This is a genomic window from Ruegeria sp. AM1 (genome assembly GCF_056540745.1).
In genome coordinates, this window is the sequence record NZ_JBQFXH010000007.1 from 72,695 (window position 1) to 96,409 (window position 23,715).

Consider the following 23,715-nt stretch of genomic DNA (forward strand, 5'->3'; position numbering starts at 1 on the left):
CATGGCAACGCATGTTTTGTGGCAGGCAGATGTGGCCGATTTCGATGTCTGGCTAAAGGCATTTCGGGATGACAAGCCGCTGCGGAAAGCAGCGGGTATCAAAGACCTGCATGTCTGGAGCGACCCCGATCGCATCAATCACGCGGTTGCCATGTTCGAAATCACTGATCTGGACAAGGCCGAGACCTTTTTGGAATCTGAGGCCATGGCGCTGTATCACGAACGCGGCGGTGTCGCACATGTCGAAATCAAGCTTCTGAAACCCGCTTAGACAGACTGGGAACCAAAAAAGAATGACGACGGAACTCACCATTCTGACGCTGGCTGCCTTGCTTTGGGTTGTTCAGTTTCTGGGGTATCTGATAGCGGGTCACGGCGAGATCGACGTTGCAAAAGCCCTAGGCCCTCGGGATGTACCGTTTGATAAACCTGGACTGTCTGGGCGGCTGCACCGCGCGCTCAGTAACCACACCGAAGGTTTGGTTCTGTTTGCAATTGCAGCAGTAGTTGTTTCTGTCTCGGGCCAGTCCAGCACGTTCACAGCGCTATGTGCGTGGATCTATCTGGCTGCGCGCGTATTATATGTTCCGGCTTATGCATTTGGCTGGACACCTTGGCGCACCGTGATCTGGATGATCGGGCTGTTTGCGACAGTTGCTTTGCTTTTGGCCACGCTACTCTAGAACTGGCCAGGAATTTTAACAGGGGATATCATGGCGCACCCAGCCCCCGTCAAAACAAGGACCTAAGATATGGCAAATTATGACGTCATCGTAGTCGGAGCAGGCCCGGGCGGCTATGTCTGCGCCATCCGCTGCGCCCAGCTGGGCCTGAAAACCGCCGTTGTCGAAGGGCGCGAGACGCTGGGCGGCACCTGCCTGAACGTGGGCTGCATTCCGTCCAAGGCGCTGCTGCATGCCAGCCATCAGCTGCATGAGGCCGAGCATAACTTTGCCAAGATGGGCCTGAAGGGCAAAAGCCCCTCGGTCGATTGGAAGCAGATGCAGGCCTATAAGGACGAGGTCATCGACGGGAACACCAAGGGCATTGAGTTCCTGTTCAAGAAGAACAAGATCGACTGGCTGAAGGGCTGGGGATCGATCCCCGCCGCCGGTCAGGTCAAGGTGGGCGATGAGGTGCATTCGGCCAAGAATATCATCATCGCATCCGGGTCCGAGCCTGCATCCCTGCCTGGTGTCGAGGTGGATGAAAAGGTTGTCGTGACCTCGACCGGCGCGCTGTCGCTGGGCAAGATTCCGAAGAAGCTGGTTGTGATCGGCGCCGGGGTGATCGGGCTGGAGCTGGGCTCGGTCTATCAACGATTGGGCGCAGAGGTGACGGTGATCGAATTCCTCGATGTCATAACGCCGGGAATGGACCCCGAGGTGCAAAAAACCTTCCAGCGCATCCTCAAGAAGCAGGGCCTGAAATTCGTCATGGGCGCTGCGGTGCAAAAGACCGAAGCCACCAAGACCAAAGCCAAAGTCACGTATAAGCTGCGCAAGGATGACAGCGAGCATGTGATTGACGCGGATGCGGTTCTGGTCGCCACCGGGCGCAAGCCGTTCTCGGATGGTCTGGGGCTCGAGGCTCTGGGCGTTGAGATGACACCGCGCGGTCAGATCAAGGTGGGCGCAGACTGGCAGACCAACGTGCCGGGCATCTATGCGATCGGGGATGTGACCGAAGGCCCGATGCTGGCACACAAAGCCGAGGATGAGGGCATGGCGGCAGCCGAACAAGTTGCAGGCAAACATGGCCATGTGAACTATGGCATCATACCAGGCGTGATCTACACTTGGCCCGAGGTGGCCAATGTGGGAGAGACCGAAGAGACGCTCAAGGAACAGGGCCGCGCCTATAAGGTCGGCAAGTTCATGTTCATGGGCAATGGCCGGGCCAAAGCCAACTTTGCCGCCGACGGGTTTGTGAAAATCCTGGCCGATAAGGAAACCGACCGCATCCTGGGCTGCCATATCATCGGCCCGGCTGCCGGTGACCTGATCCATGAGGTCTGCGTTGCGATGGAGTTCGGTGCCTCAGCCGAGGATCTGGCCCTGACCTGCCACGCTCACCCTACCTATTCCGAGGCGGTGCGCGAGGCCGCGCTGGCCTGCGGAGACGGGCCAATTCACAGCTAAGCCGTCGATCATTCTCGATGCAGAAAAGGCGGGCCCGGGTGCCCGCCTTTTTTTGATCAGCCCGATGCTTTCCTGTCGTGCGCGTGGATTTATTCGGCCGGATGCTGCGGTTCAGCTATGTCCTCTGCGGGCGGAACAACCTTGCGCTTTTTGCGGCGCAGCACGCGCCAGGCGTCTTTGAACGGAGAGATGTAAAGCTTCAAACAGGTGTCCAGCTCATGCCCGCGATCTTTCTCGGTGACGCCGAATTTCACATCCTTGTTGTCTTCGGGCATTTCATAGGTGCCAAAGATCACGTCCCACATCGGCAGCATGAATGCGAAATTCTTGTCCAGATGATCCGGGTGGCAGCTGTGATGCACATGGTGATGGGCTGGAGAGGGAAAGACTTTGGACCAGACGCCGGGCCAGCGCAGCCAGATATGAGAATGGCGCAGGTTATAACCCACAATGTTGAACAGAAACACAAGCGCCGGAACACCCAGCAGCGTCGGCAGGTTCGGCTGGTATCCCAGCAGGTTGACGCACAGGCCGGTCACCGCGCCCCCGCCCAGACCGATCGCGATTTTGTAAAAGAAGTTATCGACCGGATGTTCGCGAAAGTTCGACATGGGATGCATCACTTCGGCGCTGTGATGCACCTTGTGAAACTGCCAGAGCACCGGAATTTTATGTTGCAGATAATGCGCGTAGAACCCGATGAAATCGACGACCAGAAACGCGGCCAACATATAGCCGAGCGTTGCCGCAACCCCTTTCCACCCTTCCAGCGGTTGTGCCGGGGTGCCGGTGTCGGTGACGATCCAGCTGTAAGCCAGTGCCGCAGACCCGGCCATCAGGCCCAGCATCAGAAAATGGCCGATCATCTGATGAAAAAAGAAGTACCGGACATCCAGCCAGGCCGACGGGTGATCCCAGACTTTTCTAGGAAATAGAAACCGTATGAAGCTGCGTTCACCCTCGACCTCGGTTTGATGCCGGCGCTTCAACGCATAGATGACAAAAGCGATGAGGATCGAGCTGGCCAGATAGCCGTAGAAAATCCGGTTGGCAGGGTCCAGCGGGTAGAAGATCACGTCTACCGCACGGCCCATAAGGGCCTCCCAAAAGGACTGTAGCTGCTGCATCTGCGCCTCCGGCATTTTTTGCGCATGGTACGGATAACGGGCGATTTGTCCAACCGCGTGAAAACGGCGTGGCCAAATGATGGCAGATCATGCGGCTTGCATTCGGGGGGACCTTCCGCAAGGGCGACCTGTTTGCATCCAGGATGGTACCATGGTGACTGACGTTCAGCGCGCCGGGGTGAGCCATGCCTGCAGATAGGTTTCAAGCCGGTCGCTGAAGTCTTCAGAATCGTGCAAGGCGCAAAACTTCAACGCCATCGACTGAACGGCAAAGGCCTGAACGCCCTCGGCCAACAGATCAGCGCTGACGTCTTCTCGCAGCTCTGCGCGCTCCAGCCAGCCAGCCACCATTCGCACATACCGCTCAAAGCAGTATGCAATCGGGCCGATCTCAGTTATCGCTGCCGCACCGGAATACCGCAGGATCAGGTCAAACACGTATCGCTCAGAAGTCATGAAGTCGTGGATCGGCTTCAGAGCCTGTGCGATGTCGGGCACGGTTCCCGGCGCAGGGGCCTGCTCAACCTGATCTAAACAGGCGGTCAGCTTGTCGCCGATCAGAAGTTCCATCAGCGCGTCTTTGTCGCGGAAATGTGCAAAGAAGGTTCCTTTGGCCACACCCGCGGTTTGCACCACCTCTTCCACCCGCAGCGCCTGATAGCCGTTTTTGCCAACGACCTGTTCTGCAGCCTCCAGCAGCCGCGCACGGGTTTTGAGCGTTCTCTTTTGTACCGTCTTTTGCATGGTCTCTGATCGCACACAAAATGACCGTGGTCAAATTTAATATTGACCGTGGTCAATTTATGATTCTAAAAGTGACCGTGGTCAATTTTGGAGAATCATCATGCCTGCTAAGAAAATCCTGATCCTCGACGGACACCCCGGCGAGACCAGCCTGTCCCGCACATTTGCAGAGACCTATGCCAATGCGGCCCGGAGCAAAGGCCATGACGTGCGCATGGTCCATCTGAGCGAATTGCAGTTCGACCATGATTTTGGTCAGGGCAACTATCATGACTTCAAACCGCTTGAGCCGGTTCTGGAGCATGTGTTGCAGGATCTGGAGTGGAGCGATCATCTGGTGCTAACCGCACCCATGTGGTGGGGCGGTCTGCCAGCCAAGCTCAAAGGTTTGATCGACCGGACATTCATCCCCGGTCGCACTTTTGACACGCGCAACACCACCAAGATCGGTTTTCCTGCGCCAATGCTGACCGGGCGCACCGCGCGGGTCATCCTGACCTCGGATACGCCCGGCTGGTTCATGCGCCTGATCTATCGCCAAGCGCTGATCCGGCAGGTGCGCGATCAGATTTTGGGATTTGTTGGGTTCAAGCCCACCCGCTTTACCTATTTCGCAGGGGCCAGCGATCCCAAGCCGGGCAGCGTGGATCGCTGGATTTCAAAGGTCTCAAGAATCGGCGCGGCGGCGGTATGACCGCCCGCGCCTACCACATGGTCTTGGCCGCGCGTGCGCCCCAGCCCTCATCATAGCGGGTGCCACCTTCTTCGCCCGCTGTGACCTCGGCCAGAATCTCACCAACGGTGGGCAAATCCGCTGCGTCACTGTCACCGGCCCAGGTTCGGGCGCGCATCAGGGCCCGCGCGCATTGGGTATATATCTCAGCGATTTCGATCAGGATCACAGTCGCGGGCTGCTTGTCCTGTTTTTTGAACTGCGCGCGCAGGTCGGGATCGGCAGTCAGTTTGGCGGTTCCGTTCACGCGCACCACGTTGTTCGAGCCGGGCACCATGAACATCAGCGCAACGCGCGGGTCGCGCACGATGTTGCGCAGGCTGTCCAGCCGATTGTTGCCACGCCAGTCCGGCAGGGCCAGCGTTCCGGGGTCCAGTTCCAGCACCACCGGACCGTCATCGCCGCGTGGGCTGCCGTCGACGCCTTCTGGCCCAACAGTGCTGAGCACGCAGAGGCGCGAGGCCATGATCCATTTGCGATAGAGCGGCGTCAGGCGGCGGGCCACTTTGCGCAAAGACGGCGCGCCGGGCGTACCGTACAAAGCCTCAAGTGTTGTGATGTCTTCAATGAACTCCATCAGGATCAAACCCCACTTCTCGCATCAGATCATTCGAGCGTGTTTCAATCACATCTTCGAGCCGCGTCAGGAAATCGCTGCGCCCAACACCGGGTTCGATCGGGTCGAGGAAATCGACGATCGCCAGACCCGGCTTGCGTAGAATACCGGTGCGCGGCCAGAAGAGGCCAGCATTGGTTGCAACCGGTACGCAGGGAAATCCGAGACCTTCGTAGAGGATCGCGGTGCCGACCTTATAGGGTTTCTGAGCTCCCGGCGCGACACGGGTGCCTTGCGGGTAGATCACCAACTGGCCGGGTTCGCTGAACTCTTTTGAGACGTCTTTGACCATCTTGGCCACGGCGGCGCCTTTCTTGCCGCGATTGACCGGGATGCAGCCCAGCCGCCTTGCGTAAAGGCCGATGATCGGGGTCCAGAGAAGCTCTCGCTTCATGATGAACTTGCCGTGGGGAATGGCGTTGAAGATCATGATGATGTCGAGAAAGGACTGATGTTTTGCCCCAACGACTACCTCCGTGGTTGGCACGGTGCCACGTACCTCGCATCGGATGCCAACCATCCAGCGGGCCAGCCACATCGTGCTACGCGCATAGGTTTTACAGGCCTGCAACGCGCCGCGTTTCGCAAACAGCGCATAGGGCGCAAAGACGAGCCCGAGGATCAGCATCCATGTATAGATCACAATCATGAAAATCAGAGAACGGAGCCATTGAAGGGCGGGCATCACGAAAGCTCCTGTAACTTGCGCCTGGCTGCGGACCATGTGGCAAAAAAGGCAACGGTTGCGCCGAGGATTGGGATGGCAATTGGCAGCAACCAACCGATCCCCTGAAAACCCAGACCTGTCAGAAACCCGCCCGCATCTGAGGCGTCGGGCAGCAGCAGCACGCCAGTCATGCCAAGCAGTGTGCCCACTGCTGCCCCAAAGAAGGCGCGAAAGGTGAAGCGCCGCACAAAGGCCCCAGCGATGAACCGGTCGCGGGCGCCAACCTGACGCAGCACTTCGATAATCTGGGCATTGGCGGCGAGTGAGGAATTGGCGGCCAGTGTGATCATCGCCGCCGTCGCTCCGCCGATCAGCAGGATTGAGATCCAGCCCAACCTCCGCAGCGACGTCGCGGCATCAACCAGAGGCTCGCGCCAGCGCGTGTGGTCATCCAGAACCGCACCGGGCACTTCGGCCCCAAGCCTGAGGCGCAGGCCCATCGTGTCCAGCCCCGGCTCACCTTCGATGATCTCGATTAGCTGCGGCACCGGCAATGTATCCAGCGGCAGATCGGGACCGAACCATGGTGCCAGCAGGGCCGCCTGTTCCTCTTGCGTCAGGGCGCGGGCCGAGGCCACGCCCGGTGTTTGTTCCAGCACTTTCAGCGCCGCTTCGGTCTGAGCAGCGCGTTGTTCCGTCGGAGCATTGATGCGCAGGGTTGCCGCGCCCGCCAGTTCCGAGGCCCAGCGATCCGCCAACCGGCCGGATGCCAACGACAACGCCAGCGCGAACACAGCCAGAAAGGCCATGGCACCGGACACAAACAGGGTCAGTTGCGCGGTAAAGCCGGTGGGCGGTACCACACGATCGGCGCGGGTATCGCGGCGCAGCAGGGCGCGGATGTCACCGTTGCTCATAAATCGGCCCCCGCAAGTTGTAGCTGACGCTGCGAGATTCGCAGAACCCGCGCCTGCACCTGGCTTTTGGCGGCGCGGATCAGGCTGAGGTCATGGGTGGCGATCAGCACGGTTTTGCCCATCCGGTTCAGCTCGACCAGCAGGCGCAGCAGGCGCTGGGACATCTCCCAGTCGACATTGCCAGTGGGCTCATCCGCGATCACCACATCCGGCGAGAGGATCAGCGCACGCGCCAGCGCAGCGCGTTGGCGTTCGCCCCCCGAAAGCTCGGGCGGGTGGGCATCCAGCCGGTTGCCCAGACCAACCCAACTGAGCAATTCGGTCAGATTGTCCTGCTCGGCATCCGCCGCGCGGCCTGACACCATCATCGGCAGGGCCACGTTCTCGGACAGCGTCATATGATCTAGGAAATGGCAATCCTGATGCACAACGCCAATACGCCGCCGCAGCAGGGCCATCTGATCGCGGTCGAGTAGCGCAATATCCTGATCAAAGGCGCTAATCCGGCCTGAGGTCGCTAGCAACGCGCCATAGCAGAGCTTGAGCAAGGTTGTCTTTCCGGCCCCCGACGGCCCGGTCAGAAAGTGAAACGACCCCGGCTGCAGCTGCACGGACACATCGCTCAGCAATGCGCCGTCCCCATAGCTGTAGCTGACATTTTCCAGCTCGATCACGCCTGTCCCCATTGTTTTCTGCTGCTCTTCTTGCCTGACGGCGCAGTGGGTTTCAATGCCTGCGCCGGGTCCAATGGGTGACACTTGCCCTATGAAACCAAAAACGCACTTTGCTGTTGGCTCTTAACGGCATATCATCCCTGAAAAAACTATTATCGGCCGTCTGGCAGGCCGGGGAGGCAGTATGCGTCTAACATGCCCTAAGTGCAGTGCCCAATACGAAGTTCCCGATGACGTGATCCCGGAAGAGGGTCGCGATGTGCAGTGTTCCAACTGCGAGGAAACATGGTTTCAGGCAAAGCGTCCGGATCAAGCCAAGCCGACTATGGCCCCTGCGGCAACTGCCGGCGCCAGGGCCGAAAAAACCACGCCTACTGAAATCAAGGCAGGGCCCGTCGCCGAGGCTGAACCCGCAAAAGCAAGCGGAACGGTTGATCCTTCGGTTGCGGATATTCTCAAGCAAGAGGCCGAGCGTGAGTCTGAGCTGCGGGCCAAGGAAGGCAGCAGCCTGGAAAGCCAACCAGATCTGGCGCTGGACACGGCCCCGGAACCGGCGAAAGCCGTGCCCAAACGCCCTGCCGCCACCGAAACTGCCGAGGATTCGGGCCAAAAGGATGTGCTGCCGGATGTCGACAGCATCAATTCGAGCCTGCTGAACGACGATGAGGACAAGGCCCATGCCGCAAAGGCCGCTCGCAAATCGGGTGGTTTCTTGCGCGGCTTTGCGGTGATCGCAATCATCGGTGTCGTGCTGTTCCTGATCTATGGCAATGCCAGCCAGATCAGCGAAGCGGTACCGCAGGCCGAACCTGCGTTGCAGTCTTATGTCGGATTGGTCGATCAGGCACGGATCTGGCTTGAGGCGCAGAGCAGTTCAGCCAGCCAGTAACCTGATCAGAACCTCTCAAGCAGGCGCTTGAGATATTCCAGTTCGATTTGCGGGCGATCCGTTTCCCCTGTGCGGCGGCGGATTTCGTCCAGCAATTCGCGGGCACGGCGATAGACGTCTTCCCCCTGCAACAGGTTGTCTTCGGTCGAGATCGAGCCGCCAGCACCGGGATTGCGACCCAGCGGGTCACGGTTATTGGCCTGCATATCGCCTTCCTGTGCGCCCTGACCCTGCTGGTTCTGCTGGTTCTGGGCCATCGCCTCGCCCAGCGCGCGCATCCCTTCGCGCAATGCCTCCATCGCGTCGGACTGGCGGCCAATGGCCTCGGCCAGATCATCTGCGCGCAGGGCATCTTCGGCATGATCCATCGCCCGGCCTGCGCGGTCCAGCGCCTCGCGCGCAGCGTCACCCTCGGCGGTTCCGGCTCCGGGCAGGCCCTGTTCCTGACGGCGCAGCTCATCCCGAAGGGCCTGCTGCCGATCTGCCAGTGATCCCTGACCCTGCTGGCCTTCGCCCGCCTGATCCGATCCTTCGCCCTCACCTTCTCCTTGTCCGCCCTGACCCTCGTGGCTCTGGCCACGGCCCTGACCGCCCGAACGGCCCTCATTGCCCTGGCTTTCACCAGCTTGTGCGCCCGGGTTGAATTGTTCCTGCAGATCGCGGAAGGCCTGATCGCTGAGGCCCTGCTGTTCCCTGAGCGTTTCGGCCAGCCCTTCCATGGCCTGTTGCCCCTCAGACTGTCCTTCCTGACCCTGCCCCTGGGTGACGCGCATGTTTTCCATCATCTGCTGGAACTCTTCCAGCGCCTGTTGCGCCTCGGCCATGCGGCCTTGTTCCATCAGCTCCTGAATGCGGTCCATCATGCGCTGCAGGTCGTCCTGCGTCATCTGCAGGGTCTCGCCATTCTGACCGGGCTGGTTTTCGCCCTCGCCGTTTTCCTGTGCCAGCCGCCGCAACTGATTCATATAGTCCTGCGTTGCTTCGCGCAGTTCCTGCATCAGCTCGGCAATCTCTTCGTCGCTGGCACCATTTTGCATCGCTTCGGTCAAACGCTCTTGCGCACGGCGCATGCGTTCAAGCGCATCGGCAAGGGTGCCGTCCTCGATCAACACCGCCAATTCCCAGAGGGCCTGCGCAATCTCTTCCTGTTGTTTCTGCTTGAGGCCGTATTTTTGAAAGGTCTCAAGCCGCCGCAGAACGGTGCGCAGCCGCAGATACGCGGTTTCCGAACGGAAAAGGTCTTCGGGCCGGTGCGACACTGCGCGCAGCATCTGCGCCACGCGGGCAGCGTTGTCGCGGGTCCACAGCAGATCGCGGCGCTGTTCGATCACGGCAGCCGCCAGCGGGTCAAAGAAGCGACGGGCGGGCAACGCGGTCTCATACGGCGCCGAAGCCGCCTGCTGATCTGCCGCGTCGCGCGCGGTGAGCGTGATCGTGACCGGCAGATGCGCCCAGGGGTGCTGTGAGAAGTCTTCGATCAGATCCTCGGTGAAGTCGCTGCGGTCGCCGGTGATGGGCATCGGCAGATCGATAGTGATCGCCTCGCGAGGTTCGGGGTCGGCGGTCAACCCGTGGAGACGCGCGACCGCAGCCAGATCAAGTTCGATCAGGGCCGAGCCGGACACAACACCATAGTCGTCAGCCGCCGCAAAGGGCAGCTTCATCTGCCCCCCTGCCTCGGCCTCAGCCGTCCCGGTCACTTCGACCTTCGGGGACGTGTCCGAGAGAATTTCAATCGCCCAATCCCGGCCTGCCGGACCTTCAATGCGCAGCTGGCCGGACCGCTCGGCAACAAAATCCTGTTCGGGTTCGGTGGCAGCCTCGACCCCTGCAGAAGATGTCGTCTCAGTCAGAGTATGAGCACCAACCTCACCGTAAAACCGCAATGTGATGCGGCTGCCCTGCGGCACTGCGAGGGTCGGGCCGGTTTGATCCGCGAGGTAAAGTGTGGGCAATCCGGTATAGCGCGGCGGCTCGACCCAACCCTCCCAAGTGGGCCCTTGACCAGCTACGGCCGCACCGGGGGCCATTTCCGCGACCGATCCGATGCGCCAGAAGGATCCGAACAGAGTTGCCACCACCAGTGCCAGCAACGCAGCATAACGCAACGCATAAGGATCACGCGCCGCCAGCCGCAAATCGGGTTTCACCGGTCCAGCAGCGGCGGCCTTCTTTGCCATTCGCGCCTGATGCGCCTGCCACAGCGCGACCGAATCGGCATCCATCCCGCCTATGGCTTGATCGTCCAGCAGGGCCTGGATCGGGCGACCGGGCAGAGATTCGTCCAAGCGGACCAAAGCCTCGGCCCGGCTGGGCAGGTGAAAGCGCCTGACCCCAAGTACCAGCGCAACCAATACGGCCAAGAGCGCCACGCCCCCGGCAGCCCAGACAACCTCAACCCTGACCTGATCCTGCAGGCCCAGCATCAGCGCGGCGAGCACAGCCATGATCAGCGAAAAGAACGGCCAGAAGGCGCGCAAGACCCGCTCAGCCAGCAAGCCCGCACGCGTCAGCAGCAGGGAGAACCGGGGAATTGGCAGGTTTGGTCGGTCGTTCAAGGCGAGCCTCCTGATCAGGCCCGCGCGGTTATCGCGTCAAAGCCACGAAGGTATGGTATCGCGGTTTATGATTTCGTCAAAGCTCGGGCGTTCACGAATTACGGCAAATTGATCCCCGTGCACCAGAACCTCGGGGATCAGGGGCCGGGTGTTGTATTCGCTGGACATCACCGCGCCATAGGCCCCGGCGCTGCGGAAGGCGATCAGATCGCCCGCCTGTAGCGGGGGCATGTTGCGTTGTTTGGCAAAAGTATCCCCAGATTCACAGACCGGTCCTACGATGTCATAGGGTTGCTGTTCAACGCCCGGCGCGGGTTCCTCTACGGCGATGATGTCATGGTGCGCCTCGTACATAGCCGGGCGGATCAGATCGTTCATGGCGCCGTCCAGGATCAGAAAATCGCGGCCTTCGCCGGATTTCACATAGATCACCTTGCTGACCATCAGCCCGGCATTGCCTGCGATCAGACGACCGGGTTCAATCTCTAACTCGCAGCCCAGATGGCCCAGCGTTTTCTTGATCAGCGCGCCATATTCCATCGGCAGCGGCGGCGCGTCATTGGCGCGGGTATAGGGAATGCCCAAACCTCCGCCCAGGTCGAGGCGGCGGATAGTGTGGCCTTCGGCGCGCAATTGTTCGGTCAGTTCGGCGACCTTGGTATAGGCCAGCTCGAACGGCTCAAGCTCGGTCAGTTGCGAACCGATATGGACGTCGATGCCGATCACCTCGAGCCCCGGCAGGCTGGCGGCGCGGGCATAGACCTCGGACGCGCGGGCGATCGGGATGCCGAACTTGTTTTCAGACTTGCCGGTGGCAATCTTTGCGTGGGTTTTGGCGTCGACATCCGGGTTCACCCGCACGGTGATCGGGGCGATCAGACCGAGTTCCAACGCAACCGCATTGATCACCTCCATCTCGGGCTCGGATTCGACATTGAACTGGCGGATGCCGCCGGTCAGAGCGGTACGGATTTCATCAGCTGTTTTGCCAACGCCTGAGAACACGATCTTGTCGCCCAGCACACCCGCTGCCTTGGCGCGCAGGTATTCCCCGCCCGAGACCACATCCATGCCCGCACCCGCCTGTGCCAGTGTCTTGAGGATCGCCTGATTACTGGCGGCCTTCATCGCGTAACAGACAAGGTGATCGGTGCCGTCCAGCGCGTCGTCAAACAGTTTGAAATGCCGCAACAGCGTGGCTGTCGAATAGACATAAAACGGGGTTCCAACCGCTGCAGCGATTTCGGAGATGGGGACATCCTCGGCGAAAAGCGCGCCGTCGCGGTAGAGAAAGTGATCCATACCTGCGCGCTTAGACCAAAACCGCCCTGCGGATCAATGGAGTCTGAACGGCTTGGGGCATCAGATCACAGACGTGTCGAAACACCGACCCGACCGTAACCAGAAACCGAGATGCCGGACCCGCCGGATGAAGCGCTTGGTTCAGGCCTTGGCTCGGGTCTTGGCCCCGAAGACGGCTCGCAGGCGGCAAGCGCGGCAAGCGACAGGGCAAGAGCGATGAGTTTCATGTGTATCTCTTCTTAAAGACGAGGCGGATCATCATGAGCAAATGGGTGTGAAAACCCCTATTTGCAAATGAATTTCTCAGAGGCCGAGGTAAACGCCCAGACCTCCGCGACGTAGACCAACGCCAACGCCGCCATAGGTACCGCTGCTGCCGACGCCGACATTGGCGCTCATCGTGGGTTGGATCGGTTCGCCATCCGCACCACATCCGGCCAGAACCGCTCCGGCTGAGATCAAAAGCACCACACGCAGTATCCGCATCACACCAGCGCCTTCCATCGCTTGATCTGGGCCCGCACCTGATCCGGTGCCGTGCCGCCATAAGACTGGCGCGAACTTACCGAGTTTTCGACGGTAAGAACAGAATAGACATCATCAGTAATGTCTGTGTGGACCGATTGCATATCTTCCAGCGTCAGGTCTGGCAGATCGCAACCCTTGGTTTCGGCCATCGCCACCAGTGACCCGGTCACATGGTGCGCATCACGGAATGGCAGCCCCAACACGCGGACCAGCCAGTCAGCAAGGTCTGTCGCGGTTGAAAAGCCCGACCCGGCGGCGGTGGCAAGGCTCTCGCGGTTGGCAGTCATGTCTTTGACCATCCCCTCCATCGCGGCCAGCGCCAGCATCCAGTTGTCGGCGGCGTCGAAGACCTGTTCCTTGTCTTCCTGCATGTCCTTGGAATAGGCCAGCGGCAAGCCCTTCATCACCATCATCAACGCGGTGTTGGCACCGTATATGCGGCCCACCTTGGCACGGATCAGTTCGGCGGCATCGGGGTTCTTTTTTTGCGGCATGATCGATGAGCCGGTTGAGAAGCGATCAGACAGCGTGACAAAGCGGAACTGGGCCGAGGACCAGATCACCAGCTCTTCGGCAAAGCGCGACAGATGCATGGCGCAGATTGAGGCGGTCGACAGGAACTCTAGCGCGAAATCGCGGTCACTGACAGCATCCAGCGAGTTCGCGGCGGGGCGGTCGAAGCCCAGCGCCTCAGCCGTCATGTGGCGGTCGATTGGGAAGGAGGTTCCGGCCAGTGCGGCTGCGCCAAGCGGGGATTCATTCATCCGAGCGCGGGCATCGCGGACGCGGGAAAGATCACGGCCAAACATCTCGACATAAGCCATCATGTGGTGGCCCCATGTTACCGGCTGCGCGGTTTGCAGATGGGTGAAACCGGGCATGACCCAATCCGCTCCGACCTCAGCCTGCGCCAAAAGCGCGCGGATCAGGGCCAGCAGGCCCGTCTCGGCGGCGTCCAACTGATCGCGAACCCAGAGTTTGAAATCGGTCGCAACCTGGTCATTTCGCGACCGGCCCGTGTGCAAACGGCCTGCAGGCTCACCTATCACCTCTTTCAGTCGCGCCTCGACATTCATGTGAATGTCTTCCAGCGCGGTCGAGAACTGAAATTCTCCGTTCTGGATTTCTGACAAAACGGTGAGCAGCCCTTCCCGAATAGCCTGCGCATCATTATCAGTTATAACGCCTGTGGCCGCCAGCATGGCGGCATGGGCGCGCGAGCCTGCAATGTCCTGGGCTGCCATCCGCTGATCGAACCCGATCGAGGCATTGATAGCCTCCATGATCGCGTCTGGACCGGCGGCAAAGCGGCCGCCCCACATCTGGTTCGAGGATTGATCGGTCATGTAAGAAAACCCGGAGTTGATATGCGCCTATTTCGTCTGATCCCCCTTTATATGGCCCTCGCGCTGGGTGCAAACGCGGCTTTGGCCACGGATGCCGAGACTCTGGGCCCGCTGCGCGACGGCACGCTGAAACGGTTGATTCTGCACAAGGAGCCGAAAGCCGCCAAGACAATCGAATTCCAGTTGGAAGACGACGGAGGCGTTGGCACGCTCGAGGATTATGCGGGCAAATACGTTCTGCTGAACTTCTGGGCCACCTGGTGCGCCCCTTGCAGAAAGGAAATGCCGCAAATCGCAGAGCTGCAGGAGGAGTTCGGCGGCGATAAATTCCAGGTTCTGACGCTCGCAACCGGCCGCAACTCGCCCGCCGGCATCAAGAAGTTCTTTGCCGAGAACGACATCCACAACCTGCCCCGCCATCAGGATCAGGGCCAGTCCGCGGCGCGCGAATTCGGTGTGATCGCTCTGCCGATCACCGTCATCCTCGACCCCGAGGGCCGCGAGATCGCCCGGCTGATTGGTGACGCCGAATGGAACTCGGACAGTGCCAAGGCTATCATCGCGACCTTGGTGGGTGCCGAGAGCTAAGCCGCCGCGACATTCATCGAACCCGGCGCTGTCGTCCGGGCATCCAAAAGATCGCGGGACGCCCGGTTTCAAGCAGCTTGACGCAAAATCGCTCAAGAAAGCGGCAGAACCGACCGGATCATGCCGGATGCGGCACCGGGTTGCTTGAAAAACCGGCTGGCGGCTCCATATCGGGGTGATGTGATGCGTACGATTTTCCCGGAGGCCGAGATGTCACGACTGACAACTGTTTCAACCGCTATCGGCCTTCTGGGTCTGGTGATCGCCATGTTAGCCGCCCTGATCAGCAGCGTACCTTCCGTTCTTGTCGCACTGGGATTTGCCATGGTGTTCACAGGCATTCTGGGTGCGGTGTTTGGCGCGGTCGCCTCATGGGCACATGCGTGGCAGTCGGCCCGCTGAAACCCGACGGTCCTTAACCTCAGATTCACCTGTTTGCCCTGAAACTGTAGCCGAACCCATTTCGGCAACACCTGGGGTGACACTTCATATGCGGGACAAGAAACTTTCCGATCTGCCCGAAGGCGCAGACAGTCCTTTGAATTCGGCCTTGGCGGGGCGGGATCATTCGATCGTGCAGATGGCGACCGAGGCGGTGAAGCACAAGCAATGCAAGCTGGCGTTTCAATCGGTGGTGCAATCCAACCCGCCGCATGGGATCGCCTTTTATGAAGGCTTCATTCGCGTGCTTGATGAAACAGGGCGAGTGATTCCGGCCCGCGAATTCATGCCTCAGGTCGAACACACGCCGATTGGCAGGGAGCTGGATTGCGTCGCGCTGGAACTGGGCCTGCGCACGCTGTCGCGCACCCCCGATATCCGCCTGTCAATCAACATGTCTGCGCGCTCTATCGGGTTTGGGCGCTGGTCCCGCGTGCTGGACCGGTTCCTGAAACGGGATGCCAGCATCGGTGAACGGCTGATTCTAGAGATCTCGGAAAGCTCTGCCTTGCAGGTGCCGGAACTGGTGGTCGATTTCATGGATCGCCTGCAGGACCGGGGAATCGCCTTTGCACTAGACGACTTTGGCGCCAGCAATTTTGGCTTTCGCCATTTTCGTGAATTTCTGTTCGATGCCGCCAAGATTGATGGGCAGTTCATCCGCGGGATCAGCAGCAATCCGGACAATCAGGCACTGGTCCGGGCGTTAATCGCCGCGGCCCGCGAGTTCGAAATGCTGGTAACCGCCGAATCGGTCGAAGACAGGCAGGATGCCGAGTTTCTGGTGGCAAACGGCGTTGACTGTCTGCAGGGCTTTCTGTTTGGCGCTCCTTCAGTAACACCGCCGTGGAAGATGGAAAAACAATCAAAAACAGCAAGTTAAATGCACCCTCCAGACGCGGTTCTTTGCCGCTCACGAAGCTGAGACAAGCTGTCCGTTGCTGCAAGTGCAGCATTACGCTATGGCAGGAAGGGCTTGAGCGGGGGATCATGAGGCGCTCTTGTACAACTGGGAGAGTACTTCTCCGCGACCTGCGCCGTCAGATTCCCACAGGACCATGACGGTAAAGGAATGACTGTATGACCAACGTAGTAATCGCATCCGCCGCACGTACAGGTGTCGGCAGCTTTAGCGGTTCGTTCGCGAACACCCCCGCACATGATCTGGGCGCTGCGGTTCTAGAAGCCGTAGTGGAGCGCGCCGGCGTCGAAAAGGGCGAGGTAAGCGAGACCATCATGGGTCAGGTTCTGACGGCCGCCCAAGGTCAGAACCCGGCGCGTCAGGCGCATATCAACGCAGGTCTGCCACAAGAAAGCGCAGCCTGGGGCATCAACCAGGTTTGCGGCTCGGGCCTGCGCGCTGTTGCCTTGGGCGCTCAGCATATCCAGCTGGGTGATGCGGATATCGTTGCTGCTGGTGGCCAGGAAAACATGACCCTGTCCCCCCATGCCGCCAATCTGCGTGCTGGTCACAAGATGGGCGACATGAAGTATATCGACACGATGATCCGCGATGGTCTTTGGGATGCCTTCAATGGCTATCACATGGGTCAGACCGCCGAGAACGTCGCCGAGAAGTGGCAGATCAGCCGTGACATGCAGGACGAATTCGCTGTTGCCTCGCAAAACAAAGCTGAGGCCGCGCAGAACGCAGGCAAATTCGCCGAAGAGATCGTGCCCTTCACCATCAAGACCCGCAAGGGCGACATCGTGATGGACAAAGACGAATACATCCGCCACGGCGCGACCATGGAAGCCATGGCCAAACTGCGCCCGGCCTTCACCAAGGATGGCTCGGTTACAGCGGCCAACGCCTCGGGCCTGAACGACGGTGCGGCGGCCACGCTGCTGATGTCGGCTGAGAACGCCGAAAAGCGCGGTATCGAGCCTCTGGCTCGCATCGCCTCTTACGCAACCGCGGGTCTGGACCCGTCGATCATGGGCGTTGGCCCGATCTACGCGTCACGCAAAGCGCTGGAGAAAGCGGGCTGGTCGGTTGATGATCTGGATCTGGTTGAGGCCAACGAAGCCTTTGCCGCACAGGCCTGCGCCGTGAACAAGGACATGGGCTGGGATCCGTCGATCGTGAACGTGAACGGCGGCGCGATTGCCATCGGCCACCCGATCGGCGCATCCGGCTGCCGCGTTCTGAACACGCTGCTCTTTGAAATGAAGCGTCGCGACGCCAAGAAAGGTCTGGCGACGCTGTGCATCGGTGGCGGCATGGGCGTGGCACTGTGTGTGGAGCGCGACTAAGTGTATGGACAATGACTGAAAAAGGGCGCCAGACGGGCGCCCTTTTTTGTTACAAATAAACGATAGCTCTGAGATGCGACGATTTTGACCTGTTGAAATCGAAAATCGCAGCGAAACAATATTGCGCATCCGTATCTCTCAGAGTAACAGCATTACCAAGGCGACTAAATTTGGAGGATTCCTAAATGGCACGTACAGCACTCGTAACCGGTGGTTCCCGCGGCATCGGCGCAGCAATTTCCAAGGCGCTTAAGGCCGAAGGGTATAACGTAGCAGCCACCTATGCGGGGAACGACGAAGCTGCGGCAAAGTTCACCGAAGAGACGGGCATTGCGACCTATAAATGGAACGTCGCCGACTACGACGAATCAAAGGCGGGTATCGAGAAGGTCGAAGCCGAGGTTGGCCCCATCGACATCGTCGTCGCCAATGCAGGCATCACCCGCGATGCGCCCTTCCACAAGATGACACCCGAACAGTGGCATCAAGTGATCGACACCAACCTGACCGGCGTGTTCAACACTGTGCACCCTGTCTGGCCCGGCATGCGCGAGCGCAAGTTTGGCCGCGTGATCGTGATCAGCTCGATCAACGGTCAGAAAGGCCAGTTCGCGCAGGTGAACTATGCCGCGACCAAGGCGGGCGATCTGGGCATCGTGAAATCGCTCGCGCAGGAAGGCGCGCGTGCCGGTATCACCGCCAACGCCATCTGCCCCGGCTATATCGCAACTGAAATGGTGATGGCAGTGCCGGAAAAGGTGCGTGAGTCGATCATCGGCCAGATCCCGGCGGGCCGTTTGGGCGAGCCTGAAGAGATCGCGCGCTGCGTGGCCTTCCTGGCCTCGGACGATTCTCAGTTCATCAACGGCTCGACCATCTCGGCCAATGGCGCGCAATTTTTCGCGTAACCCTGGCAACTTACGGCAAGCGCCCGCCTGAATTGGCGGGCGCTTTTGCATTTCAGGGCACTGGCACTTGCGCCAAACGACCACTCGCCCCGCCCATTTCTCACGATTTTGTGCTATCCTTACCCTTATTTTAGCAGGGAGGATTTGAAATGAAATTTGTGATGTCCAACCGTCGTGCCGGTAAATTTCGCGAGCAAGACAAGATTGCATCCCGTCAGGCCCTGAGCGCTGCGCTGGCGATGCCGATGGGTGCCACCCACATGCTGACGGACCTTACGCCGCCGGACGATCTGGCGCGCCGCAGCGTAATCATGGAGGGCACCGAAGGTGAGATGCAGGCCCTTGCAGCCTCAAGCACCGAAGACGTCATCGTCGAGCCGCTGATCATCCATGACCGCGTTGACGGCGCGCGCAGCCTGTTTGCTGGCGTCAATGTCCCGCTGATCGACCTGTCGCACACTGCGGGCGTCGGCAATCTGTTCGAGATCGAGGTCCGGGGCGGCGGCCAAGCCCTGCCCTTTGCAACGGTTGCGCTGTTCCTGCGCGAAGTGAATGGCGAGGTCGTGCGCGTCGAAAGCGAGACCGACACGGGCGGGCGGGCGGTGTTCGACGTCGTGCCTTCGCTGCAGCCGCTGGCCTGCATAGTCAGCCCCTATGAAGGCTTTTGGGCGCGGCAGGCGGCGGTGACGGGCCCGAGAACCACGGTGGTTTGCGACCGGCTGCCCGGCAATCGCAGGATTGACTGGTGGCACCGCGCAGTGGGCGTTGACAGCTTTGCCGCAGATGCCGGTGACGGGGTGACAGTCGGCGTGATCGACACGGGCTTTGGCCCGCATCCGCATCTGACGGGCACCGATCATGGCGCATTTATCGACAACCAGCACAACCCTGCAGGCGGCGCAGATGTTGATGTGCATGGCTCGCATGTTGCCGGCAGTATCGGCGGACGTCCGGGTGCAGAACGGGAGCATTCCGGTATTGCTCCGGGCGTTGATCTGCATTCTGCACGGGTGTTCCCGCCCGGATCGGGCGCTGCCAATATCGACATCGCCAACGCCATCGATCATCTCAGCCGCGCCGGCGCGGACCTGATCAACATGAGCTTGGGGGCCCCGGTCAAATCCGACCTGGTGCAGGACGCGGTGCAGGATGCCGCTGAACGCGGGACGCTGTGCCTGTGTGCGGCGGCCAATGATGGCGGCCCGCCGGTGAACTTTCCGGCCGCCCTGCCGGAAACCGTGGCGATCTCGGCCGCTGGTAAAATCGGCACCGCCCCGTCAAATTCACTCTCGGGCAATCAGATGCCGCAGGAGCCATCAAAAATTGGTCTGGATGGGTTCTTTCTGGCGCGGTTCTCGAATTTCGGACCCGAGATTGATGCAATCTCACCCGGCGTCGGGATCATCGCGACGGTGCCTGAACGCAATGGATTCGTGGCCCCTTATGCGGCGCTGGACGGTACCTCGATGGCGACGCCCGTGGCTTGCGGCGCGCTGGCGCGGGTGCTTGCCAAGAGCGCGGCCTACATGGTGCTGCCCAGAAACATCCACCGCACCAATATGGCGCGGCATATCCTGAACCAGATTTGCATTCCAATCGGCCTTGATCCAAGTTTTCAGGGACATGGGATGCCGCGCGACTAAGGGCACCCGAAACAGGAGCGAAAATGACAGACTACGTGGTCGCTTTGCGCAGGAACCAGACCGGGCCTGACCCGGACGATCTGGCGCGTCAACTATCGGCCGTGTCTGGCGTGAGCAATGTAAAACCGGGCCCGTTCGGGCGTTTGGTGATCTCTGCCACGCCAGATGCGGTGGCAGCGGTCCGAGAGCAACTGGGGGCATCTTGTGTGATCGAACCCGTTATTCTGCACGACCTGTCAAAGAAGCCGCAGGACATAAAATAGGGGCCGACCCCTGAAAGGTCGGCCCCGATATCCCGTAAGAACGCGCGCGCTGCGTTCAGCGGGAACCGGTCAGCCATTTCCAGATATTTCTGATGGCTCTGCCGCGCTCGACATGGGCGCGAAGAAAGGCGCGGTGGACAGCGGGGTTTGTTGTCATCTCGATCATGGGTTTTCCCTTTTTGATAAAGGTGAACTTGACTTGCCTTTAAGATGCCTGTTGTTTTCAAAAGGCACAAACGAGAGTTTTTCCCAGCTCACTTTAGAAATTCTTAATCGACATGAGTGACCGCCTGCCCCCTCTGACAGCCCTGCGCGCCTTTGACGCTGCCGCGCGTCATATGTCCTTTGCCAAGGCTGCGGATGAATTGAACGTCACCCCGGCGGCGCTATCCTTTCAGATCAAATCCCTGGAAGAGCATCTAGGCCAACCGCTGTTCCGGCGCTTAAACAGGGCTGTCGAGCTGACTGAAGCGGGGCGAACACTCGCCCCAGGCGCGGCAGAAGGATTCAGCGCCCTACAGACAGCCTGGACCAAAACACGCAGGTTGCAGGATAACACGACGCTTACGGTGGCGGCTGGTCCGGCGCTGACGGCAAAATGGCTGGCCCCAAGGCTGTATGACTTTGCCAAGGCCTTTCCTGATATCAATCTGCGCATTTCAACCTCAATCCAGATGGTTGATCTGCATCGGGATGACGCCGATGTCGCGATCCGTTTTGGTTATCAGGACTATGATAACCTCTATGCCGTACATGCGCGCAAGGAGTGGCTGACCCCCGCAATGACCCCGGCCCTGGCCGAGCAGTTTCCGACCCCCGAAAGCCTTGTCGATGCGCCGCTGGTTATCAACGACTATGACAGCTTTCTTCAGCCGCCCTGCGACTGGCCGGCATGGTTCCGGGCGGTCGGAATTCATGGGTTCGAACCGCACGGCATGCAGTTCTCGAATGTCGAACACTCGATTGATGCGGCCTGTGCCGGGGTCGGCGTATTGCTGGGGCGGCGCCCGCTGCTGATCAAGGATGTGCTGGAGGGCCGTCTGGTAACGCCGTTCAAAATCGCAATTGAAACAGACGCGCGGTTTTCATTCCTGTGCTTGCCGGGGCGGGAAACCCTGCCGCAGATCGCTGCGTTTCGCGATTGGTATCTGGCAGAAATAGAGAAAACCGCAAATATCTGGGGTGAGATTGATATCATCCCGGTCAAGAATCTCCCACAACATGACTAAGACACGCGCCACTGCGATTGGATTTGTTGCTGTCCTTCTGTGGGCCTTGCTGGCGCTGTTCACTGTTGGCTCAGCGCCGACGCCTCCTTTGTTGCTGAATGCGATCTGCTTCAGCATCGGCGGGGCGCTGGGTCTTGCCTGGACTATTGTTACGGGCGATCTGGGCCAGCTGCGCTGGGTCAGCTGGAAAATATACCTGTTCGGCACGGTTGGCTTGTTTGGATATCACGCGCTCTATTTCTCGGCGCTGCGCATGGCCCCTGCAGCCGAAGCGGGCCTGATCGCCTATCTCTGGCCGTTGCTGATTGTCCTGTTTTCGGGGCTACTGCCGGGTGAGAACTTGCGTGCAGGGCACCTGATTGGCGCCTGTCTTGCCTTTGCAGGTGCCGCGCTGATCATCAGCGGAGGTGGCAGCGCCGGGTTCCAGAGCACCCACCTGCCCGGCTATGCGCTGGCGCTGCTTTGTGCGCTGACATGGTCGGGCTATTCGGTGCTGTCGCGCCGGTTGGGGGAAACGCCAACCAGTTCGGTTGCGATCTTCTGCGTGCTAACCGCACTCGCGTCTTGGGGGCTGCATTTTGCACTGGAAGACACCGTCTGGCCCGCAACGCCAATCGCTTGGGGATCGGCTCTAGCCCTGGGGCTGGGGCCGGTTGGGCTTGCGTTTTATGTCTGGGATATAGGGGTCAAGCGTGGAGATATTCAGATGCTTGGCACCAGCTCATATGCGGCACCGTTGCTGTCTACGCTTGTTCTGGTATTGGCCGGGATCGCTGCGCCCTCATGGACACTGGCGATCGCGGCCTTGTTTATCACCGGCGGCGCGGTCATTGCCGCACGTGCCAGTGCGAAATCTTAGGCTGAAAGGCGTTCGATCTCTTCCTTGAGCTTCAGTTTCTGTTTCTTCAACTGAGCGATGTGGAGATCATCGATGCCGGGCGAGCGCTGGGCATGTTCTACTTCAAGACTGAGGTTTTCGTGCTTCTTCTTCAGTTCCGTCAGATGTGCGCTCACGCTCATGGCGATCCTCCTTCTCGATGTATAAGTCTCACGTAGGAAGTTGATCACATCGTTTCCACCCTGTCACGCCGCAGACGCACAGAATCCGATATAAATCCGACAATTTCGGCTGGTCATTGCCGATCAGGCTGCGGGCCAGGGAAGTGCTTGGCCATCGCGCAGGATATTGGCCACGTCGGCTGTGTATGATTCTGCGTCGCGCAAATGGCGCGCGCCTTCGTGCAAAATCAACGGCGCGTGCAGTTTGAAATCAGCCCGCCCCCCTTTACGGGCACGCAGGATCAGCAATTGCGCCGCCTTACCGATACGCGGTGCAAGGGGCAGGATCTCCACCGATCCCAACCGCCCCGAACAAGCGGACAGCATATCCGGCAAACGGTCAACGCGCTGGATCATGTGCAGATAGCCACGTGGGGTCAGGCGTTTCGTGGCGGTGTCGATCCAGACTTCTAAAGGCGTCTCTTCGCCAAGCGCGATACGCCGCCCCGGGTCTTCGGCCGGGCTGTGCGCGGCGGGGCGATAGTAGGGTGGATTGGCGATGACATGGTCAAATTGCTGCTGCTTCAATTCAGTGGGCAGATTGGCCAGATCAGCCTCGAAAACCTGAAGCTCAGCGTCATTCTCGGCCCCATTTTTGCGCGCCAGTTTAGCGTAGGGCGTCTGCAGCTCGATCCCCGTCAGACGGAGGTCTTGTACACGCGCTGCGAGGCACAAAGCCGCAGCCCCTGCCCCGCAGCCAAGCTCCAGCACAGACTGACCGGGGGATGCAGGCACAGACGCCGCCAGAAACACCGGATCGACCCCGGCGCGGTAACCCGTGGCTGGTTGCCATAGGCGGACACGACCGCCCAGAAAATCATTGCAGGTCAGTTGGCTGTCGGAAAACCCGCTCATCTGCCCAGTGGGATTTCGTTGTCGTGCATGACACGTTCGGCGCGGGTCAGGTCTTCGGTCCGGACCATCAGCCGCCTTGGGAAGATTCCGATGCCGCCTTCGAGGATGCTCATATTTACGTCCATCTGAAAGCAGTCTATATCCTCGCCTTCAAGGAGAGCGGTTGCAAAGGCCAGGACGGTGGGATCGGTGCTGCGCAAAAGTTCTTTCATGGGGATGGATGTAAGGGCA

The 23,715-nt window shown here is 59.9% G+C and carries 28 protein-coding genes; 14 read left to right on the forward strand and 14 right to left on the reverse strand.

The features are described from left to right. Nucleotide 1: 1 nt before the first annotated feature. From ACR0I7_RS14640 to lpdA, 3 genes are all read left to right on the forward strand, one after another. Nucleotides 2–271 carry a hypothetical protein gene (locus tag ACR0I7_RS14640; RefSeq protein WP_480512275.1) on the forward strand — a complete coding sequence of 90 codons (270 nt, stop codon included), beginning with the start codon at nt 2–4 and terminating at the stop codon, nt 269–271. A 22-nt stretch (nt 272–293) separates the two neighbouring features. Beyond that, nucleotides 294–683 (forward strand): MAPEG family protein, encoded by a 390-nt coding sequence (locus tag ACR0I7_RS14645; RefSeq protein WP_480512277.1) that lies wholly within the window; start codon nt 294–296, stop codon nt 681–683. 69 nt (nt 684–752) lie between these two features. Then, a complete protein-coding gene (lpdA, locus tag ACR0I7_RS14650; RefSeq protein WP_480512279.1) occupies nt 753–2,141 on the forward strand; it encodes a dihydrolipoyl dehydrogenase in 1,389 nt (462 codons plus the stop codon). 89 nt (nt 2,142–2,230) lie between these two features. Here lpdA and ACR0I7_RS14655 read toward each other — a convergent pair whose 3' ends face one another. Beyond that, nucleotides 2,231–3,268 (reverse strand): sterol desaturase family protein, encoded by a 1,038-nt coding sequence (locus ACR0I7_RS14655; RefSeq protein WP_480512281.1) that lies wholly within the window; start codon nt 3,266–3,268, stop codon nt 2,231–2,233. A 165-nt stretch (nt 3,269–3,433) separates the two neighbouring features. Further along, nucleotides 3,434–4,012 carry a TetR/AcrR family transcriptional regulator gene (locus tag ACR0I7_RS14660; protein ID WP_480512283.1) on the reverse strand — a complete coding sequence of 193 codons (579 nt, stop codon included), beginning with the start codon at nt 4,010–4,012 and terminating at the stop codon, nt 3,434–3,436. 100 nt (nt 4,013–4,112) lie between these two features. Between ACR0I7_RS14660 and ACR0I7_RS14665 the strand changes: the two genes are divergently transcribed. Further along, nucleotides 4,113–4,706 carry an NAD(P)H-dependent oxidoreductase gene (locus ACR0I7_RS14665; protein ID WP_480512285.1) on the forward strand — a complete coding sequence of 198 codons (594 nt, stop codon included), beginning with the start codon at nt 4,113–4,115 and terminating at the stop codon, nt 4,704–4,706. A 10-nt stretch (nt 4,707–4,716) separates the two neighbouring features. Here ACR0I7_RS14665 and ACR0I7_RS14670 read toward each other — a convergent pair whose 3' ends face one another. The 4 genes from ACR0I7_RS14670 to ACR0I7_RS14685 are packed head-to-tail and all read right to left on the reverse strand — an operon-like array spanning nt 4,717 to nt 7,619. Continuing rightward, nucleotides 4,717–5,322, reverse strand: a complete 606-nt coding sequence (locus ACR0I7_RS14670) for a pyridoxamine 5'-phosphate oxidase family protein (RefSeq protein ID WP_480512287.1) — start codon at nt 5,320–5,322, stop codon at nt 4,717–4,719. Beyond that, a complete protein-coding gene (locus tag ACR0I7_RS14675) occupies nt 5,309–6,046 on the reverse strand; it encodes a lysophospholipid acyltransferase family protein (RefSeq protein ID WP_480512289.1) in 738 nt (245 codons plus the stop codon). Before ACR0I7_RS14675 ends, ACR0I7_RS14670 begins: the two co-directional genes overlap by 14 nt. Further along, nucleotides 6,046–6,945, reverse strand: a complete 900-nt coding sequence (locus ACR0I7_RS14680) for a cell division protein FtsX (protein WP_480512291.1) — start codon at nt 6,943–6,945, stop codon at nt 6,046–6,048. Before ACR0I7_RS14680 ends, ACR0I7_RS14675 begins: the two co-directional genes overlap by 1 nt. Beyond that, entirely contained in the window at nt 6,942–7,619 is a 678-nt protein-coding gene (locus ACR0I7_RS14685) for a cell division ATP-binding protein FtsE (protein WP_480512427.1), read from the reverse strand. Before ACR0I7_RS14685 ends, ACR0I7_RS14680 begins: the two co-directional genes overlap by 4 nt. 184 nt (nt 7,620–7,803) lie before the next feature. Here ACR0I7_RS14685 and ACR0I7_RS14690 point away from each other — a divergent pair, with 184 nt between their 5' ends. Then, on the forward strand, nt 7,804–8,508 hold the full coding sequence (locus ACR0I7_RS14690) for a zinc-ribbon domain-containing protein (RefSeq protein WP_480512293.1): 705 nt from the start codon (nt 7,804–7,806) through the stop codon (nt 8,506–8,508). A gap of 5 nt (nt 8,509–8,513) precedes the next feature. Here ACR0I7_RS14690 and ACR0I7_RS14695 read toward each other — a convergent pair whose 3' ends face one another. The 5 genes from ACR0I7_RS14695 to argH all read right to left on the reverse strand — a co-directional run bounded on the left by ACR0I7_RS14695 (nt 8,514) and on the right by argH (nt 14,242). After that, a complete protein-coding gene (locus tag ACR0I7_RS14695; RefSeq protein WP_480512295.1) occupies nt 8,514–11,066 on the reverse strand; it encodes a TIGR02302 family protein in 2,553 nt (850 codons plus the stop codon). Between the two features lie 36 nt (nt 11,067–11,102). Then, nucleotides 11,103–12,368, reverse strand: coding sequence for a diaminopimelate decarboxylase (lysA, locus tag ACR0I7_RS14700; RefSeq protein WP_480512297.1), 1,266 nt, complete (start codon nt 12,366–12,368; stop codon nt 11,103–11,105). A 65-nt stretch (nt 12,369–12,433) separates the two neighbouring features. Continuing rightward, complete coding sequence (locus tag ACR0I7_RS14705) at nt 12,434–12,595, reverse strand: hypothetical protein (protein ID WP_480512299.1); 162 nt, start codon at nt 12,593–12,595, stop codon at nt 12,434–12,436. 76 nt (nt 12,596–12,671) lie between these two features. Then, nucleotides 12,672–12,854 (reverse strand): argininosuccinate lyase, encoded by a 183-nt coding sequence (locus tag ACR0I7_RS14710; RefSeq protein ID WP_480512301.1) that lies wholly within the window; start codon nt 12,852–12,854, stop codon nt 12,672–12,674. Next, nucleotides 12,854–14,242, reverse strand: coding sequence for an argininosuccinate lyase (gene argH / locus ACR0I7_RS14715; protein WP_480512303.1), 1,389 nt, complete (start codon nt 14,240–14,242; stop codon nt 12,854–12,856). Before argH ends, ACR0I7_RS14710 begins: the two co-directional genes overlap by 1 nt. Before the next feature lie 21 nt (nt 14,243–14,263). On the opposite strand from argH, the gene ACR0I7_RS14720 reads away from it, so the two are divergent. The 9 genes from ACR0I7_RS14720 to yddG all read left to right on the forward strand — a co-directional run bounded on the left by ACR0I7_RS14720 (nt 14,264) and on the right by yddG (nt 22,429). After that, the gene (locus tag ACR0I7_RS14720) at nt 14,264–14,830 is read left to right on the forward strand and encodes a TlpA disulfide reductase family protein (RefSeq protein WP_480512305.1); all 567 of its coding nucleotides are present in this window, start codon (nt 14,264–14,266) and stop codon (nt 14,828–14,830) included. A 210-nt stretch (nt 14,831–15,040) separates the two neighbouring features. Beyond that, the gene (locus ACR0I7_RS14725) at nt 15,041–15,232 is read left to right on the forward strand and encodes a hypothetical protein (RefSeq protein WP_480512307.1); all 192 of its coding nucleotides are present in this window, start codon (nt 15,041–15,043) and stop codon (nt 15,230–15,232) included. A gap of 88 nt (nt 15,233–15,320) precedes the next feature. After that, complete coding sequence (locus tag ACR0I7_RS14730) at nt 15,321–16,154, forward strand: EAL domain-containing protein (protein WP_480512309.1); 834 nt, start codon at nt 15,321–15,323, stop codon at nt 16,152–16,154. Between the two features lie 197 nt (nt 16,155–16,351). Further along, nucleotides 16,352–17,527 carry an acetyl-CoA C-acetyltransferase gene (locus ACR0I7_RS14735; protein ID WP_480512311.1) on the forward strand — a complete coding sequence of 392 codons (1,176 nt, stop codon included), beginning with the start codon at nt 16,352–16,354 and terminating at the stop codon, nt 17,525–17,527. 185 nt (nt 17,528–17,712) lie between these two features. Further along, nucleotides 17,713–18,435, forward strand: a complete 723-nt coding sequence (gene phbB, locus ACR0I7_RS14740; RefSeq protein WP_480512313.1) for an acetoacetyl-CoA reductase — start codon at nt 17,713–17,715, stop codon at nt 18,433–18,435. Between the two features lie 149 nt (nt 18,436–18,584). Then, a complete protein-coding gene (locus ACR0I7_RS14745) occupies nt 18,585–20,078 on the forward strand; it encodes a S8 family peptidase (RefSeq protein WP_480512315.1) in 1,494 nt (497 codons plus the stop codon). A gap of 23 nt (nt 20,079–20,101) precedes the next feature. Further along, nucleotides 20,102–20,341: a hypothetical protein gene (locus ACR0I7_RS14750; RefSeq protein WP_480512317.1), complete on the forward strand. Its 240-nt coding sequence runs from the start codon at nt 20,102–20,104 to the stop codon at nt 20,339–20,341. 278 nt (nt 20,342–20,619) lie between these two features. Then, nucleotides 20,620–21,570 carry a transcriptional regulator GcvA gene (locus ACR0I7_RS14755; RefSeq protein WP_480512319.1) on the forward strand — a complete coding sequence of 317 codons (951 nt, stop codon included), beginning with the start codon at nt 20,620–20,622 and terminating at the stop codon, nt 21,568–21,570. After that, nucleotides 21,563–22,429, forward strand: coding sequence for an aromatic amino acid exporter YddG (gene yddG, locus ACR0I7_RS14760; protein WP_480512321.1), 867 nt, complete (start codon nt 21,563–21,565; stop codon nt 22,427–22,429). Before ACR0I7_RS14755 ends, yddG begins: the two co-directional genes overlap by 8 nt. On the opposite strand, the gene ACR0I7_RS14765 is transcribed toward yddG, so the two are convergent. The 3 genes from ACR0I7_RS14765 to ACR0I7_RS14775 form a co-directional block, all read right to left on the reverse strand. Then, nucleotides 22,426–22,590 (reverse strand): YdcH family protein, encoded by a 165-nt coding sequence (locus ACR0I7_RS14765; protein ID WP_480512322.1) that lies wholly within the window; start codon nt 22,588–22,590, stop codon nt 22,426–22,428. The two genes, yddG and ACR0I7_RS14765, sit on opposite strands and share 4 nt — an antisense overlap. Before the next feature lie 123 nt (nt 22,591–22,713). Then, entirely contained in the window at nt 22,714–23,484 is a 771-nt protein-coding gene (locus ACR0I7_RS14770) for a tRNA1(Val) (adenine(37)-N6)-methyltransferase (RefSeq protein WP_480512324.1), read from the reverse strand. Next, complete coding sequence (locus ACR0I7_RS14775) at nt 23,481–23,696, reverse strand: putative signal transducing protein (protein WP_480512325.1); 216 nt, start codon at nt 23,694–23,696, stop codon at nt 23,481–23,483. Before ACR0I7_RS14775 ends, ACR0I7_RS14770 begins: the two co-directional genes overlap by 4 nt. Between the last annotated feature and the right edge of the window lie 19 nt (nt 23,697–23,715).

Bases quoted from the DNA above. Each gene is read 5' to 3' on its own strand.
- ACR0I7_RS14640 (WP_480512275.1), top strand. From the start codon at position 2: ATGGCAACGCATGTTTTGTGGCAGGCAGATGTGGCCGATTTCGATGTC.
- ACR0I7_RS14645 (WP_480512277.1), top strand. From the start codon at position 294: ATGACGACGGAACTCACCATTCTGACGCTGGCTGCCTTGCTTTGGGTT.
- lpdA (WP_480512279.1), top strand. From the start codon at position 753: ATGGCAAATTATGACGTCATCGTAGTCGGAGCAGGCCCGGGCGGCTAT.
- ACR0I7_RS14655 (WP_480512281.1), bottom strand. From the start codon at position 3,268: ATGCAGCAGCTACAGTCCTTTTGGGAGGCCCTTATGGGCCGTGCGGTA.
- ACR0I7_RS14660 (WP_480512283.1), bottom strand. From the start codon at position 4,012: ATGCAAAAGACGGTACAAAAGAGAACGCTCAAAACCCGTGCGCGGCTG.
- ACR0I7_RS14665 (WP_480512285.1), top strand. From the start codon at position 4,113: ATGCCTGCTAAGAAAATCCTGATCCTCGACGGACACCCCGGCGAGACC.
- ACR0I7_RS14670 (WP_480512287.1), bottom strand. From the start codon at position 5,322: ATGGAGTTCATTGAAGACATCACAACACTTGAGGCTTTGTACGGTACG.
- ACR0I7_RS14675 (WP_480512289.1), bottom strand. From the start codon at position 6,046: ATGCCCGCCCTTCAATGGCTCCGTTCTCTGATTTTCATGATTGTGATC.
- ACR0I7_RS14680 (WP_480512291.1), bottom strand. From the start codon at position 6,945: ATGAGCAACGGTGACATCCGCGCCCTGCTGCGCCGCGATACCCGCGCC.
- ACR0I7_RS14690 (WP_480512293.1), top strand. From the start codon at position 7,804: ATGCGTCTAACATGCCCTAAGTGCAGTGCCCAATACGAAGTTCCCGAT.
- lysA (WP_480512297.1), bottom strand. From the start codon at position 12,368: ATGGATCACTTTCTCTACCGCGACGGCGCGCTTTTCGCCGAGGATGTC.
- ACR0I7_RS14705 (WP_480512299.1), bottom strand. From the start codon at position 12,595: ATGAAACTCATCGCTCTTGCCCTGTCGCTTGCCGCGCTTGCCGCCTGC.
- ACR0I7_RS14710 (WP_480512301.1), bottom strand. From the start codon at position 12,854: ATGCGGATACTGCGTGTGGTGCTTTTGATCTCAGCCGGAGCGGTTCTG.
- argH (WP_480512303.1), bottom strand. From the start codon at position 14,242: ATGACCGATCAATCCTCGAACCAGATGTGGGGCGGCCGCTTTGCCGCC.
- ACR0I7_RS14720 (WP_480512305.1), top strand. From the start codon at position 14,264: ATGCGCCTATTTCGTCTGATCCCCCTTTATATGGCCCTCGCGCTGGGT.
- ACR0I7_RS14725 (WP_480512307.1), top strand. From the start codon at position 15,041: ATGTCACGACTGACAACTGTTTCAACCGCTATCGGCCTTCTGGGTCTG.
- ACR0I7_RS14730 (WP_480512309.1), top strand. From the start codon at position 15,321: ATGCGGGACAAGAAACTTTCCGATCTGCCCGAAGGCGCAGACAGTCCT.
- ACR0I7_RS14735 (WP_480512311.1), top strand. From the start codon at position 16,352: ATGACCAACGTAGTAATCGCATCCGCCGCACGTACAGGTGTCGGCAGC.
- phbB (WP_480512313.1), top strand. From the start codon at position 17,713: ATGGCACGTACAGCACTCGTAACCGGTGGTTCCCGCGGCATCGGCGCA.
- ACR0I7_RS14745 (WP_480512315.1), top strand. From the start codon at position 18,585: ATGAAATTTGTGATGTCCAACCGTCGTGCCGGTAAATTTCGCGAGCAA.
- ACR0I7_RS14750 (WP_480512317.1), top strand. From the start codon at position 20,102: ATGACAGACTACGTGGTCGCTTTGCGCAGGAACCAGACCGGGCCTGAC.
- ACR0I7_RS14755 (WP_480512319.1), top strand. From the start codon at position 20,620: ATGAGTGACCGCCTGCCCCCTCTGACAGCCCTGCGCGCCTTTGACGCT.
- yddG (WP_480512321.1), top strand. From the start codon at position 21,563: ATGACTAAGACACGCGCCACTGCGATTGGATTTGTTGCTGTCCTTCTG.
- ACR0I7_RS14765 (WP_480512322.1), bottom strand. From the start codon at position 22,590: ATGAGCGTGAGCGCACATCTGACGGAACTGAAGAAGAAGCACGAAAAC.
- ACR0I7_RS14770 (WP_480512324.1), bottom strand. From the start codon at position 23,484: ATGAGCGGGTTTTCCGACAGCCAACTGACCTGCAATGATTTTCTGGGC.
- ACR0I7_RS14775 (WP_480512325.1), bottom strand. From the start codon at position 23,696: ATGAAAGAACTTTTGCGCAGCACCGATCCCACCGTCCTGGCCTTTGCA.